Annotated in this window: 15 protein-coding genes; 12 read left to right on the top strand and 3 right to left on the bottom strand. The window is 59.5% G+C overall.

Annotation, left to right across the window (positions count from 1 at the left end):
* Window positions 1–3: 3 nt before the first annotated feature.
* The 6 genes from ACR0DO_RS00200 to ACR0DO_RS00175 all read left to right on the top strand — a co-directional run bounded on the left by ACR0DO_RS00200 (window position 4) and on the right by ACR0DO_RS00175 (window position 4,452).
* Window positions 4–588 carry an OmpH/Skp family outer membrane protein gene (locus ACR0DO_RS00200; protein WP_480556101.1) on the top strand — a complete coding sequence of 195 codons (585 nt, stop codon included), beginning with the start codon at window positions 4–6 and terminating at the stop codon, window positions 586–588.
* 71 nt (window positions 589–659) lie between these two features.
* Window positions 660–1,133 carry a 3-hydroxyacyl-ACP dehydratase FabZ gene (fabZ, locus tag ACR0DO_RS00195; RefSeq protein ID WP_170398715.1) on the top strand — a complete coding sequence of 158 codons (474 nt, stop codon included), beginning with the start codon at window positions 660–662 and terminating at the stop codon, window positions 1,131–1,133.
* Window positions 1,130–1,915 (top strand): acyl-ACP--UDP-N-acetylglucosamine O-acyltransferase, encoded by a 786-nt coding sequence (gene lpxA / locus ACR0DO_RS00190; protein ID WP_480556100.1) that lies wholly within the window; start codon window positions 1,130–1,132, stop codon window positions 1,913–1,915. The genes fabZ and lpxA overlap by 4 nt, the downstream gene beginning before the upstream one ends.
* Window positions 1,916–1,919: 4 nt before the next feature.
* The gene (locus tag ACR0DO_RS00185) at window positions 1,920–2,714 is read left to right on the top strand and encodes an LpxI family protein (protein WP_480556099.1); all 795 of its coding nucleotides are present in this window, start codon (window positions 1,920–1,922) and stop codon (window positions 2,712–2,714) included.
* Window positions 2,714–3,871: a lipid-A-disaccharide synthase gene (lpxB, locus tag ACR0DO_RS00180; RefSeq protein ID WP_480556098.1), complete on the top strand. Its 1,158-nt coding sequence runs from the start codon at window positions 2,714–2,716 to the stop codon at window positions 3,869–3,871. Before ACR0DO_RS00185 ends, lpxB begins: the two co-directional genes overlap by 1 nt.
* Window positions 3,871–4,452, top strand: a complete 582-nt coding sequence (locus ACR0DO_RS00175; RefSeq protein WP_170671406.1) for a cadmium resistance transporter — start codon at window positions 3,871–3,873, stop codon at window positions 4,450–4,452. The genes lpxB and ACR0DO_RS00175 overlap by 1 nt, the downstream gene beginning before the upstream one ends.
* Here ACR0DO_RS00175 and mnmA read toward each other — a convergent pair.
* Window positions 4,449–5,594 carry a tRNA 2-thiouridine(34) synthase MnmA gene (gene mnmA / locus ACR0DO_RS00170; protein WP_170671408.1) on the bottom strand — a complete coding sequence of 382 codons (1,146 nt, stop codon included), beginning with the start codon at window positions 5,592–5,594 and terminating at the stop codon, window positions 4,449–4,451. The genes ACR0DO_RS00175 and mnmA overlap by 4 nt on opposite strands.
* A gap of 129 nt (window positions 5,595–5,723) precedes the next feature.
* Here mnmA and sciP point away from each other — a divergent pair, with 129 nt between their 5' ends.
* The 5 genes from sciP (at window position 5,724) to ACR0DO_RS00145 (ending at window position 11,385) form a co-directional block, all read left to right on the top strand.
* Complete coding sequence (gene sciP / locus ACR0DO_RS00165) at window positions 5,724–6,017, top strand: CtrA inhibitor SciP (protein ID WP_170442651.1); 294 nt, start codon at window positions 5,724–5,726, stop codon at window positions 6,015–6,017.
* 83 nt (window positions 6,018–6,100) lie between these two features.
* Entirely contained in the window at window positions 6,101–6,817 is a 717-nt protein-coding gene (gene ctrA / locus ACR0DO_RS00160) for a response regulator transcription factor CtrA (protein WP_170442653.1), read from the top strand.
* 119 nt (window positions 6,818–6,936) lie between these two features.
* Entirely contained in the window at window positions 6,937–9,063 is a 2,127-nt protein-coding gene (gene ligA, locus ACR0DO_RS00155) for an NAD-dependent DNA ligase LigA (RefSeq protein ID WP_480556097.1), read from the top strand.
* Window positions 9,060–11,150, top strand: coding sequence for an ATP-dependent DNA helicase RecG (recG, locus tag ACR0DO_RS00150; protein WP_480556096.1), 2,091 nt, complete (start codon window positions 9,060–9,062; stop codon window positions 11,148–11,150). Before ligA ends, recG begins: the two co-directional genes overlap by 4 nt.
* Window positions 11,151–11,262: 112 nt before the next feature.
* Window positions 11,263–11,385, top strand: a complete 123-nt coding sequence (locus tag ACR0DO_RS00145) for a hypothetical protein (RefSeq protein WP_302478167.1) — start codon at window positions 11,263–11,265, stop codon at window positions 11,383–11,385.
* Window positions 11,386–11,569: 184 nt separating this feature from the next.
* Here the strand turns inward: ACR0DO_RS00145 and ACR0DO_RS00140 are convergent, their stop codons facing one another.
* Both ACR0DO_RS00140 and ACR0DO_RS00135 read right to left on the bottom strand, forming a co-directional pair.
* Complete coding sequence (locus ACR0DO_RS00140; protein WP_480556095.1) at window positions 11,570–12,208, bottom strand: MarC family protein; 639 nt, start codon at window positions 12,206–12,208, stop codon at window positions 11,570–11,572.
* Between the two features lie 59 nt (window positions 12,209–12,267).
* Window positions 12,268–12,720: an iron-sulfur cluster assembly scaffold protein gene (locus ACR0DO_RS00135; protein ID WP_480556094.1), complete on the bottom strand. Its 453-nt coding sequence runs from the start codon at window positions 12,718–12,720 to the stop codon at window positions 12,268–12,270.
* Window positions 12,721–12,768: 48 nt separating this feature from the next.
* Here ACR0DO_RS00135 and hisI point away from each other — a divergent pair, with 48 nt between their 5' ends.
* On the top strand, window positions 12,769–13,158 hold the full coding sequence (gene hisI / locus ACR0DO_RS00130) for a phosphoribosyl-AMP cyclohydrolase (RefSeq protein ID WP_480556093.1): 390 nt from the start codon (window positions 12,769–12,771) through the stop codon (window positions 13,156–13,158).
* The last annotated feature ends 5 nt before the right edge of the window (window positions 13,159–13,163 follow it).

Genomic DNA, 13,163 nt, shown 5'->3' with positions numbered 1-13,163 from the left:
TGAATGGTGAAGCGTATGTTCATGAAACTGCAGGGCCCTTTTGGGGCCCTGTGTGTTTTTCTGGCCCTTGCCTGCGCAGCCCCGGCCGTGGCGCAGCAACTGGGCGTACCGCAAAGCAGCGTTGTGACCCTGTCCAGCGACCGGTTGTTTTCTGACTCGGCCTTTGGTCGGCGTATCCTGAGCGAGATTGAGGCCGAAGGTATCCTGCTGGGTGAGGAAAACGAACGGATCGTGGCTGAGCTGAGCCGGGAAGAAAAGCTTTTGACTGAACGCCGTGCGACCATGACAGCGGATGAATTCCGCCCGCTGGCCGATGCGTTCGACGAAAAGGTCCAGTCCCACCGCGAGGGGCAACGTGCCAAGCTGGACGCTTTGGCAAGGCGCAGTGAAGAGGCGCGTCAAAGGTTCTTTGAACTGGTACAGCCGGTTCTGATTGATCTGCTGCGCGAATCCGGCGCGTCGATTATCATCGAACGATCCAGCGTCTTTCTCAGCTCGGACCGTACCGACATCACCGATGCGGCCATCAGCCGGATCGACGCGGTGATCGGCGATGGCGGCACAGTCGAAAGCGAGACCGACGAATAGGTTTGCTTGCCCTTACGGCGCGGTATTGCTACCACGCCGCAAACAGAAATCCATTACGGGACGACGACACTATGAGCACGGAAACCAAAAGCGCAGATATTCAGCTGATCCAGCGGATCTTGCCGCATCGCTATCCGTTTCTGCTGGTCGACAAGGTGGTTGATATCTCGGGCTATCAGTCGGCGGTTGGCATCAAGAACGTCACCATGAACGAGCCGCATTTCCAGGGTCATTTCCCGGGCACTCCGATCATGCCGGGCGTCACCATTGTCGAGGCGATGGCTCAAACCGCTGGCGTGATGCTGGGCGTGGGTATGGATGTGATCGACAGCGAATTGCTGATCTATTTCATGAATATCGACAAATGCAAATTCCGCCGCAAGGTGATCCCGGGCGACGTGCTTGAGATGCATGTCGAAACCGTGCGCGGCAAGAAGGGCGGCAAGATTTTCAAGTTCAGCGGCAAAGCGACCGTTGAAGGCGAGATCGCGGCCGAGGCCGAATTCTCGGCCTATGTCGACTGGGACATGGAAAAAACAACATGAGCGGCATCCACCCAAGCGCGATTATCGAAGACGGTGCGCAGATCGGTGAAGGCTGCATCATCGGGCCATTCTGCTATGTCGGTGCGCAGGTCAAGCTGGGCGAGCGGGTTGAGCTGAAATCGCATGTTGTCGTGACCGGGAATACCTCGGTTGGTGATGAAACCGTGATCTTCAACTTCTCGGTGATCGGAGAGATTCCGCAGGACCTGAAGTTCGGCGGCGAAGACACGCGGCTGGAGATCGGCAAACGCAACCGTATCCGCGAGCATGTCACGGTGAACACCGGCACCGAAGGCGGTGGTGGTGTGACCCGGATCGGTGATGATTGCCTGCTGATGGCCGGTGTGCATGTGGCGCATGATGTGCAGATCGGCAACCGGGTGATCATGGTCAACCATGCCGGCGCGGCGGGGCATTGCGTCATCGAGGACGACGTGATCGTCGGCGGCATCTCGGGCCTGCACCAATGGGTGCGCGTGGGTCGTGGTGCGATCATCGGCGCGCTGACGATGGTGGCCAATGATGTGATCCCCTACGGCCTGGTTCAGGCCCCTCGGGGTGAGTTGGACGGCCTGAATCTGGTGGGTCTCAAACGGCGTGGTGTTTCGCGCGAGGATATCGCGGCCCTGCGGGCTGCGTTCCGCGAATTGTCATCGGGTGAGGGGACGTTCATGGAGCGCGCTCATCGGGTGGGGGCAGAAAACGAAAGCGAATACGTGCAGCGGATCGTGGATTTCGTGACCGGAGAGTCGGATCGCTCTTTCCTGACACCGAGGAAGTAAACCGATGCTGGCGCTGATTGCTGGAACGGGTGCCTTGCCGGGCGAAGTGGTGCAACACCTTGCCGATCGCCCGGTGGTCTGTGCGATGGAGGGGTTCACGCCCGACACTCTGACGGCAGATATCGTGTTTCCGCTGGAACAGCTGGGCAGTTTCATTGGTGATCTGAAAGCGCGCGGTGTAACCGACATCTGCCTGGCAGGCGCTGTCCGGCGACCGGCGATTGATCCTTCACGCATTGATGCGGCGACGATGCCGCTGGTGCCGGTGTTGCAACAGGCGCTCATGTCCGGCGATGATGGCGCCCTGCGTGCCGTGATCGGCATTTTCGAAGAATCCGGCCTGACCGTTCGCGCGGCCCATGAGATTGCACCCACGTTGCTGCCGCAGCTTGGGTGCCTGACCGAAGCGCAACCGTCTGAGGCTGATCTGGCTGATGCACATCGGGCCGCCGGTATCCTGCGGGCCATGGGGGGCGCGGATATCGGGCAGGCCTGCGCCGTGTCCAAAGGGCAGGCACTGGCGGTTGAAAGTATCTTTGGCACCGACTGGATGTTGCAGTCTTTGACCCAACGCCCCGATGCCGGTGGCGGGGTTCTGTTCAAAGCTCCGAAACCCGATCAGGATCGTCGGGCGGACTTGCCGACCATTGGGCCGGGTACCGTGTCCTCTGCCGTGGCCGCCGGGCTTGCGGGGATCGTCATCGAAAAGGGCGGCGTCATCGTTCTGCAACAGGATCGTGTTCTCGACGAATGCAACCGCCTTGGTCTGTTCCTCTACGTACGCGAGCGGGCCAGCTGATGCGGGTGTTTCTGGTCGCCGGAGAACCGTCGGGCGACCGTTTGGGCGGTGCGCTGATGGAGGGGCTTCGAACCCTCGTTCCCGATGTGCAGTTTGACGGCGTTGGCGGGCCGTTGATGCAGGCACAGGGCATGGAAAGCCGCTTTCCGATGTCCGAACTTTCAGTGATGGGGCTGGTCGAGGTTCTGCCCAAGTTCTTCCACCTCAAACGCCGGATTGCCGAGACCGCGAATGCGGTTCTGGACACGCAGCCGGATGTACTGATCACCATAGACAGCCCTGATTTTTCACTGCGCGTGGTCAAGATCGTCAAGGCGCAGAGCGATATTCGAACCGTGCATTACGTTGCCCCGAGTGTCTGGGCGTGGCGTCCGAGCCGGGCCGACAAGATGGCCAAGGTGATCGATCACGTTCTGGCGCTGCTGCCCTTCGAGCCGCCCTATATGGAGCGCGCCGGTATGGAATGCGATTTCGTCGGCCACCCGGTTGCCACTGAACCGGTTGCGACCGAAGACGATATCCGCACGCTCCGCACCGCCCATGATCTGGGCGACGCACCGATTTTATTGGCGCTGCCTGGTTCGCGCGGGGGCGAGGTCGAACGTCTGGCCCCGATCTTTGGTGCAGCGTTGCAGCGTTACCTGCAAGACCGGCCGGACGTGCGGGTCGTGGTGCCAGCGGTGGCGCATATGGTCGATACCGTTGCGCAGCATGTGCAAAGCTGGCCGGGCAAACCGGTGGTGGTCGATCCGCGCAACATGCCCTCGGACCAAGCGGTTGCGCAAAAGCGGGCCGCCTTTGCAACGGCTGAGCTGGCGCTGGCGGCGTCGGGCACCGTCTCGCTGGAATTGGCCGCGCAGGCCACACCGATGGTGATTGCCTATAACCTCAACTGGCTTACGACCCGGATCGCCAAGCGCATGGTCAAGCTGGACACGGTGACGCTGGTCAATCTGGTGTCAGAGACCCGCACCGTTCCCGAATGCCTGTTGGACGACTGTCAGCCGGACAAGATCGCTGACGCCCTGTCACAGGTGGCTGCGAACCCGAATGCGCAGTGCGAGGCCATGGTGACAACGATGGAGCGTCTGGGACGCGGCGGCGAAGCGCCCGGACTGCGCGCGGCCAAAGCGGTTCTGTCGCGGATGAACACGTGATGCTGGACTTTGCGCTTTTTGGTCTGTCTGCCTTTATGGCTCAGATCATGACCAATCTGGACAATCTGGCGGCGCTTCTGGCGCTGACGGTGGTCTCGGGGGCAAAGCGGTCGATCTTCGGGTTCCTGATGGCACAGATGATCGTGATCGGTGCGGCGCTTTTGCTGGCGATGGGGGTCGAAGATGTGGTGCCGCACTGGGCCGGGTATCTGGGGGTGATCCCGCTGAGCCTTGGCATTCTGGCTCTGATCCGGAGGAAAAGCGGGAAAGAAACCGCGGCAAACCCCAACCTGGATACCGGAGCGTCGGTGATCATGGTCACGTTGCTGTTCATCAGCCTGTCAATGGACACCTTCGCGGTTCTGGCGCCGCTGTTGGCGGATTCCGCCCCCAGCTTCCGAACTGCTGGCGTGATTGGTGCTGTGATTGCCGCAGCTTGTCTGGCCACGGTTGCTCTGCTTGGATCAAAAGCCCCGTTCATGAGCGGTGCTTTGGCCCGGCGGTTAGAGCGTCTGGTGCCTTATGTAATGATCTGCGCCGGGCTTTATATCCTCAGCAACTCGTGGACCGACGCGATTTAGTAGCCGCGCCAGATCCAGCCGCCTCCAAAGATGCGGCTGCCTTCCGAAGCATAGAATACGCAGGCCTGACCCGGCGAAACACCTTCCTCGGGTGTCAGCAATTCGACCTCGGCCGTGGTGTCGGACAGCGGGCGAATGATCGCCTCGCGCGGCGGACGGGTCGAGCGGACCTTGACCAATACATGCCATTCATCGCGCGAGGTGAACGGCTCGTCACCCAGCCAGTTTATCTCACGTACCGGAATGGTGCGGGTGGCCAGCATCTCTTTGGGCCCAACGACGACCTGTTTCTTGTCGACGTCCAGCTTGACCACATAGAGCGGCTCGCTGAGGCCACCGATCCCCAGCCCGCGGCGCTGACCGATCGTATAGTGAATGACGCCATTATGCTGTGCCAGGACACGGCCATCGGCGTGCACGATCTCACCCGGTTCCGCAGCACCCGGGCGCAGTTTCTCAATCACGCTGGCATAGTTGCCATCGGGCACAAAGCAGATGTCCTGACTATCGGGTTTGTCGGCCACGGCCAGCCCGTATTGCGCCGCCATCTCGCGGGTTGCGTCTTTCGAGGGCAGATGGCCCAGCGGAAAGCGCAGGAAGTCCAGCTGCTCGGGTGTGGTCGAAAACAGGAAGTAGGACTGATCCCGGTTTGCATCTTCGGCACTGTGCAACTCCGGGCCATTCGGCCCCATCTTGCGTTGGATATAGTGACCGGTTGCCATGCAGTCGGCCTCAAGGTCCTTGGCCGTTTCCAGCAGGTCCTTGAACTTCACCCGTTCGTTGCAACGAATGCACGGCACTGGTGTTGCACCGGCCAGATAGCTGTCGGCGAACTCGTCAATCACCGCATCCTTGAAGATATTCTCGTAGTCCAGAACATAGTGCGGAAAGCCACGTTCCTCGGCCACGCGACGCGCATCATGAATGTCGATTCCGGCACAGCACGCGCCTTTCTTGGCCAGCGCGGCGCCGTGGTCATACAGCTGCAACGTCACACCAACGACGTCATAACCCTGGTCGGCCAGATGCGCGGCCACAACCGAACTGTCCACGCCGCCGGACATGGCCACAACCACCCGCGTTTCCGACGGGGGTTTGGCAAAGCCAAGCGAGTTCAGCGGTGTCTCGGTGTCAAGGGCCATGACGATTCCAGTGCGGGTTAAGAAAGACCGGCAGAATATAGGAAAATTCTACACACTCTCAAGGGGCGGTTTCACCCTGCATTAAGTAGGCTGGTGTCAGCTTTGTCGCAGCACGAAGAGGACCGAGAGATGTATTTGCACAAAGTAGAAGGACCAAGGTCGGTAACCCTGCCGGATGGAACGGTTTTATCGCGCGCCGATCTGCCGCCCGAGGATACGACGCGTTGGGTTGCCTCGCGCAAGGTGATTGTCGTTCGGGGCGTGATTTACGGGCTGATCACGCTGTCGGACGCCAAAAAGCGCTATGGGCTGAGTGATGAGGAGTTCAACGCGTGGGTTTCGGCGGTTGCAGAGCACGGAACGGACGCTCTGAAAGTCACAGCGCTAAAAAAATATCGACAACCTAAAGATGAAAGTGAATAAATGATTCAACGGTAACGTCAGATTAACCATTTTTGAGCAGGCTCAATTTGAAATTGGTAAATTGACCCGAATTGGAGCAGTAAATGCGTATACTTCTTGTCGAGGATGATCCGACCACGTCGAAAAGCATCGAGCTGATGCTGACGCACGCCAACCTCAACGTCTATGCAACGGACCTCGGCGAGGAAGGCATCGATCTGGCGAAACTTTACGATTACGATCTGATCCTGCTGGACCTGAACCTGCCGGACATGAACGGGCATGAAGTGCTGCGCCAACTGCGCATTGCGCGGGTGGAAACGCCGATCCTGATCCTGTCGGGCGCGGATGATACGGAAAGCAAGATCAAGGGTTTCGGCTTCGGTGCCGATGACTACATGACCAAGCCGTTTCATCGCGAGGAACTGGTGGCCCGTATCCACGCCATCATCCGCCGCTCGAAAGGGCACTCGCAATCGATCATCCACACCGGACAGGTGGCGGTGAATCTGGATGCCAAAACGGTTGAGGTCGAAGGCAAGGCGGTGCATCTGACCGGCAAGGAATACCAGATGCTGGAACTGCTGAGCCTGCGCAAGGGCACGACGCTGACCAAAGAGATGTTTCTGAACCACCTCTATGGCGGCATGGATGAGCCCGAGCTGAAGATCATCGACGTATTCATCTGCAAACTGCGCAAAAAGCTCAGCAACGCGACCGGCGGCGATAATTATATCGAAACCGTTTGGGGCAGGGGCTATGTCCTGCGCGATCCGCAAAGCAACAGCGTCGACGAAACGCGGATGGCCGTCGGCGCTTGAATTGAACACGGTCGCCTGCGGTCCGGGGCAGCCTCCCTCACTCACTGAACAGCACATCTGGACCTGACCATGACCTCGCCCTATCACTGACATCCAAGAATACGTGACAGGGCGAGGCCATGAGCAAATTGATTCCGGTATCTGACCTCACAGAGGACGCGGCGCGGGCAGAATTGGCGCAACTTGCGGAACAGCTTGCGCGGGCAAATACGCTGTATCACGCAGAAGACGCACCAGAGATTTCCGATGCTGACTATGATGCGCTCAAACTCCGCAATGCCGAGATTGAAGCGCGTTTCCCGCAGCTGAAACGGGCCGACAGCCCCTCGGATCAGGTAGGTGCGCGCCCGGCTGACGGGTTTTCCAAAGTCACCCACGCCGTGCGCATGATGTCGCTGGGCAATGCGTTTGATGACGAAGATGTCCAGGACTTTGATCGTTCGATCCGGAAGTACCTTGGGTTGAATGAGGCAGAGCCGTTGTCCTTCACCGCAGAGCCCAAGATTGACGGCCTGTCGCTGTCATTGCGGTATGAAAACGGAACTTTGGTTCAGGCCGCCACCCGCGGCGATGGCGAGGTCGGAGAGAACGTCACCGCCAATGCCCGGACAATTTCGGACATTCCTCAATCCATCGCGGATGCACCTGAGGTTCTGGAAGTGCGTGGGGAAGTCTACATGTCGCATGAAGACTTCGACGCATTGAACGCACGGCAGGAAGAGGCCGGTGAAAAGCCCTTTGCCAACCCGCGAAACGCGGCGGCTGGGTCGTTGCGGCAGTTGGATTCGAAGGTTACGCGTTCGCGTCCGCTAAAGTTTTTCGCCTACGCGTGGGGCGAGGTGTCCGAGCCGCTGTCCGACACCCAAATCGGCGCAATTGACCGGTTGCGCACCTTTGGATTTGCCACCAACCCGCTGACCCGGCTTTGTGAAGACACCGGGCAGATGTTGGGCCACTATCGGGATATCGAGGTTCAGCGGTCTACGCTTGGCTATGACATCGACGGTGTTGTTTACAAGGTGAATGACCTGTCCCTGCAAGCGCGGCTGGGGTTCCGGTCCACGACCCCTCGCTGGGCCATCGCACATAAATTTCCGGCTGAACTGGCCTGGACCCGGCTGGAAGCGATTGACATTCAGGTTGGCCGGACTGGTGCGCTCAGCCCTGTTGCCCGGCTGCATCCGGTGACCGTGGGCGGAGTGGTCGTGTCGAACGCCACGCTGCACAACGAGGATTACATCGCAGGCCGCGATGCCAAAGGCGGTACAATTCGCGACGGCAAGGACATCCGCGTCGGCGACTGGGTGCAGGTCTATCGCGCCGGCGACGTGATCCCTAAACTGGCCGATGTGGATATTTCAAAGCGCCCCGATGGCGCCGAGCCTTTCGACTTTCCCACGACTTGCCCCGAATGCAACAGCGATGCGGTGCGCGACGAGGGTGACGCCGTCCGGCGCTGTACCGGTGGCGTGATCTGCCCGGCGCAGGCGGTGGAAAAGCTGAAACATTTTGTCTCACGCAAGGCTTTCGACATCGAAGGGTTGGGCGCCAAACAGATCGAGATGTTCTATGACGATCCCGATTTGCCGGTCAGAGCTCCGGTTGATATTTTTACCTTGCAAGAGCGCGATGCGGCGAATTTGAACAAGCTGGCCAACCGCAAAGGGTGGGGAGCGCAAAGTGCCGGCAACCTGTGGGCCGCGATCGATGAAAAGCGTAAGATACCGTTTGGCCGGTTGCTGTTTGCGTTGGGCATCCGACATATGGGCGAGGCGGCCTCGAACCTGATCGCCACCCATTATGGCGCTTGGCCCGATTTCGAAAGCGCCGTGACGGCAGCGGTGAATTTCGAAGGTCCCGAATGGGAGGATCTACTGAGCGTCGATGGCGTTGGTGAAATCATGGCCCGTGCCCTCGTGTCCGCCTTTGCGCAGGAGGCTGAACGCGCCAGCATCGACGCGCTTGTTGCGCAACTGGACGTGCAAGAAGCGAAACGCCCCGACACCACCGGCGGCCCTGTTGCGGGCAAGACCGTTGTCTTCACGGGCACGCTGGAAAAGATGACTCGCGCCGAAGCCAAGGCCCGGGCCGAGGCGTTGGGGGCCAAAGTCTCGGGTTCAGTCAGCAAGAAAACCGATATCCTGGTGGCTGGTCCCGGGGCAGGGTCCAAGGCGAAAAAGGCCGCTGAACTGGGGATTGAAACGCTGGACGAGGATGGCTGGTTGCAGCTGATCGGAACCGCATGAGCGGACGTCCCGAACAGCTGTTCCCGTTATTCGCGGGTCTTGAAACGCTGGATGGCGTGGGGCCGAAGACGGCTCAGGTTCTGGCGCAGGCCGGTACGGACTCGCCGCGCGACGTTTTGTTCAGCTTGCCCTACGCCGTCATCGACCGCAGGCGCCGTGACACCATTCAGGGTGCCGACCTGCCCAGGACTCTGACGGTTGAGGTGACCGTTGGCGCACACAGACCGCCCCGTAGCAAGGGCGGCGCCTACCGGGTGCATGTCGAGGACAGTCAGGCAGATTTCCAACTGGTGTTCTTCCATGCGCGTGGCGACTATTTGAAACGGGTTCTGCCACAGGGGTCACGGCGGATGATATCGGGCAAGCTCGAACTGTTCGACGGCATGGCGCAGATGGTTCACCCGGATCATATGCTGCCAGTGGAAGAGGCGCGGGACATTCCGGACTTTGAGCCGGTGTATCATCTCACACAGGGGGTCACGCAAAAGACGGCCTACAAGGCTGCGCGCAGTGCTTTGGCCCGTGCGCCGGATCTAAAGGAATGGATCGACCCGGCTTTGATGTCGAAACAGGGATGGTCAAGCTGGTCCGATGCAGTTGCGGCTGCGCACAATCCACAAGGGGCGGATGATGTTGCTGCTCATGCGCCCGCGCGGGAACGCCTGGCTTATGATGAGCTTTTTGCGCACCAACTGACATTGGCTTTGGCGCGGCAGCGAGAACGGAAGGCCCGCGGCATCGTCAGTGTCGGAACCGGAACGTTGCAGGCCAAGGTACTGGCCAGTCTTCCGTACAAGCCCACCGGCGCGCAGATGCGGGCGATTGATGACATTGCTGGCGACATGGCCTCGGATGCGCGGATGAACCGGTTGCTGCAGGGTGACGTCGGCGCGGGAAAAACACTGGTGGCGTTCATGGCGCTGCTCGTCGCGGTCGAAGCAGGCGGGCAGGGGGTCATGATGGCCCCGACCGAGATTTTGGCCCGGCAACATTTGGAAGGGCTGCGGCCTTTGGCAGAAGAAGCTGGCGTTGTTTTGGATATCCTCACCGGCCGCGACAAAGGGGCTGAGCGCCGCGCCAAGCTGGTGGCACTGAAGAACGGCGATATTCATATTCTGGTTGGCACCCATGCCGTGTTCCAAAGCGATGTGGAATTCAAAGCGCTCCGTCTTGCCATCGTTGATGAACAGCACCGGTTTGGCGTCCGGCAGCGGATGGAACTGTCTGAAAAAGGGCAGGGCGCGGATGTTCTGGTCATGACAGCCACGCCAATCCCCCGCAGCCTGGCGCTGGCACAGTATGGCGACATGGATGTCTCGGTGCTTGACGAAAAACCGCCCGGTCGGAAACCGATCAAAACGGCCATTGTCAGCACCGAACGCATGGAAGAGGTCGTATCCCATCTGCGCCGTGCCATCGACGAAGGGCGCCAGTGCTATTGGGTCTGTCCTCTGGTCGATGAGTCCGAGGTCTCCGACCTGACGGCGGCTGAGGAACGGTTCAAACGCCTGCGCGCGATACTGGGCGAAGGAACGGTCGGGTTGGTGCATGGCCAAATGCCGTCGGCTGACAAAGACGCCGCGATGAAAGCGTTTCAGGAGGGGCAGACCAAGGTTCTGGTTGCCACGACGGTGATTGAGGTTGGGGTCAACGTTCCCAATGCCTCGATCATGGTGATCGAACGGGCCGAGATTTTCGGCCTGGCGCAACTGCACCAACTTCGCGGCCGTGTTGGACGGGGTGAGGCGGATTCCACCTGTCTGCTGATGTACCAACCGCCGCTCAGCGAAGGCGGTCGGAAACGGCTAGAGGTGCTGCGCGAAACCGAAGACGGTTTCAGAATCTCGGAAACCGATCTGCAAATGCGCGGGGCGGGTGACCTGATCGGCACGGCGCAGTCCGGTCTGCCGAAATTCCGAATTGCAGACCTTGAGCGACAGGCCGGATTGATGGCCATTGCTCAAACCGACGCCCGCGCGCTGCTGTCGGCTGATCCGCAACTGAAATCGGACCGGGGTCAGGCGGCACGTGTTCTTTTATGGTTGATGAAACAGGATCAGGCAATCCGTTTGATTTCAGTGGGTTAGCGACTACGTTCTCATAAGTTCACAAATGTTCTCAAAAAGTTCTTTACCGACTCAGTGAAATATGAGAACAAAAGGTCAACAAAGGATTAAAGCTCTGACCGGAGGTGAGACCATGCTGACCCAGATCAAGACCGCTATTAGCCGTTCGCAATCGACTTTGTTGCAGGATGCTGTGGGGGCCGTGTCTCTGGTGGTCATGCTGATGGTGGCGCTTCACCTGCCGGGAACGTTCTGACCCTTTCTGCCTGCGATCTCGTGCCGATCATACCGCGCTGTCATCCCCATTTCAGTCAAGGGTGACCTGCCTGTCCCATTTCCCTTGAAGGGCCTGCCTCGGCCCTGCGCGGCTATCCGGACCCCACACGAGACACGCACAACCTGCCGCCGCCCTTTCCGCCCGGAAGGCGCGGCGGTTTTTTTTAAAGTTCACCCGTTTTGATGATCTCAATCATTGCCGACAGCACGGAATTGACCGCGACCGAAGCCAGGATCATCCCCATGACACGGCTGATGATGGCAGCACCCGAATACCGAATAAGGCGAATGATCGGGTCGGCCAGCAGCATCAAAACAAAGGCGATCAACACAACGGATAGCATCACCAAGGCCGTAATGCCCTGATCTGCGGCACTGTACCGATTGTTGTCGGTCAGGATGACAATGGCCAACATCGCCCCCGGGGAGGCAAGGGAGGGAACCGCCAGAGGAAAGATAGCCGGGTTGGGGCGGTGTGACGGCCTTTCCAGTTCTTCCTCGGCTTCGTGTTGTTCGACGACCTGTTTGCTTTCGCCAAAGATCATCGTCAGCGCGAAGAGAAACAGAATGATACCGCCCGCGACCTGAAACGAGTTCAGGCCGATATCCAGCGCCTCGATCAGCAATTGACCAAAAATCAGAAAGAACAGCAGAACACCGGCGCTGACCAGTGCGGCCAACAGGGCGGTTTTGCGGCGCGCGGACGTGGTCAGGGTGGCCGTGACCGCGATGAAAACGGGGATCGTGCCAATGGGATCGATAACGACCCAAAGGGTAACGAAATGCTCAAGCAGATTGTTCAAACCAGTCTCTCCCCCAAATTTCTGCTGAGGTTAGACGGGTTTGCAGCAGAAAGCTACGTTCAGGCGCAATTGGCCTGTTCGGCCTGTTCCATGGCCTCAGCCGCGGCTTCCAGCGCCAGAAGGATCGAGGCATGGCGGTTCTTGTACTCCCGCGCAGGCATCAGCACTTCGAGCCCGTCAAAGGGTGCTACGGGCGCCGGGCCATCTTTTTTCAGCATGGCCGACAACTGGTCGCGTGCGGTTTCCACCTGCGCCCGTGTCGCTCCGACAATGGCATTGCCGACAACCGAGGCCGAGGCCTGACCCAGCGCGCAGGCTTTCACGTCCTGCCCGTATTCCGTGACCTTACCGTCCTGCATTTTCACATCCACGGTCACCGTCGAGCCGCACAGGGGCGACCGCTTTTTCACGGTGGCGTCGGGGGCGTCAAGCCGATCCAGATGCGGAATATCCGCGGCCAGCGCCAGAATGCGGCCGGAATAAAGCTTTATCAGATCGTTCTCGCCGGACATGGCTTTCCCTCGTTGTCTGTTCCCCATACATAGTGAGCATCCACCGGGATGCAAAAGGTTTTTCTTATGTCCGCTACTGTCACGTTTGACCCCTCTGCGCTGAAGTTCAACGAGGCCGGTCTGATCCCGGCCATCGCTCAGGATGAAAGCTCGGGCGAGGTGTTGATGATGGCTTGGATGAACGTCCAAGCCATTGAGAAAACGCTGGAAACCGGACGCGTCACTTATTGGTCGCGGTCTCGCCAGTCGTTCTGGATCAAAGGTGAAACCTCGGGCCATGTGCAGGAATTGGTTGATTTCCGCTTTGACTGCGACCGCGATTGTCTGCTGATTCAGGTGCGCCAGACCGGGGCCGCGTGCCACACCAATCGCCGCACCTGCTTTTACACTGCCGTTCGTGACGGAACCGAGGTCGAGCTGATGTCACCGATGGAGTGACCCGG

Source organism: Ruegeria sp. AM9 (assembly GCF_056540565.1).
This window is presented reverse-complemented; position numbering and strand designations above follow the sequence as displayed.

Coding starts and splice junctions, on each gene's coding strand:
- ACR0DO_RS00175 (WP_170671406.1), top strand. CDS start 3,871: ATGCTGGACTTTGCGCTTTTTGGTCTGTCTGCCTTTATGGCTCAGATC.
- ACR0DO_RS00135 (WP_480556094.1), bottom strand. CDS start 12,720: ATGTCCGGCGAGAACGATCTGATAAAGCTTTATTCCGGCCGCATTCTG.
- ligA (WP_480556097.1), top strand. CDS start 6,937: ATGAGCAAATTGATTCCGGTATCTGACCTCACAGAGGACGCGGCGCGG.
- lpxB (WP_480556098.1), top strand. CDS start 2,714: ATGCGGGTGTTTCTGGTCGCCGGAGAACCGTCGGGCGACCGTTTGGGC.
- fabZ (WP_170398715.1), top strand. CDS start 660: ATGAGCACGGAAACCAAAAGCGCAGATATTCAGCTGATCCAGCGGATC.
- mnmA (WP_170671408.1), bottom strand. CDS start 5,594: ATGGCCCTTGACACCGAGACACCGCTGAACTCGCTTGGCTTTGCCAAA.
- ACR0DO_RS00145 (WP_302478167.1), top strand. CDS start 11,263: ATGCTGACCCAGATCAAGACCGCTATTAGCCGTTCGCAATCGACTTTG.
- ACR0DO_RS00185 (WP_480556099.1), top strand. CDS start 1,920: ATGCTGGCGCTGATTGCTGGAACGGGTGCCTTGCCGGGCGAAGTGGTG.
- recG (WP_480556096.1), top strand. CDS start 9,060: ATGAGCGGACGTCCCGAACAGCTGTTCCCGTTATTCGCGGGTCTTGAA.
- hisI (WP_480556093.1), top strand. CDS start 12,769: ATGCAAAAGGTTTTTCTTATGTCCGCTACTGTCACGTTTGACCCCTCT.
- ACR0DO_RS00200 (WP_480556101.1), top strand. CDS start 4: ATGGTGAAGCGTATGTTCATGAAACTGCAGGGCCCTTTTGGGGCCCTG.
- ctrA (WP_170442653.1), top strand. CDS start 6,101: ATGCGTATACTTCTTGTCGAGGATGATCCGACCACGTCGAAAAGCATC.
- sciP (WP_170442651.1), top strand. CDS start 5,724: ATGTATTTGCACAAAGTAGAAGGACCAAGGTCGGTAACCCTGCCGGAT.
- lpxA (WP_480556100.1), top strand. CDS start 1,130: ATGAGCGGCATCCACCCAAGCGCGATTATCGAAGACGGTGCGCAGATC.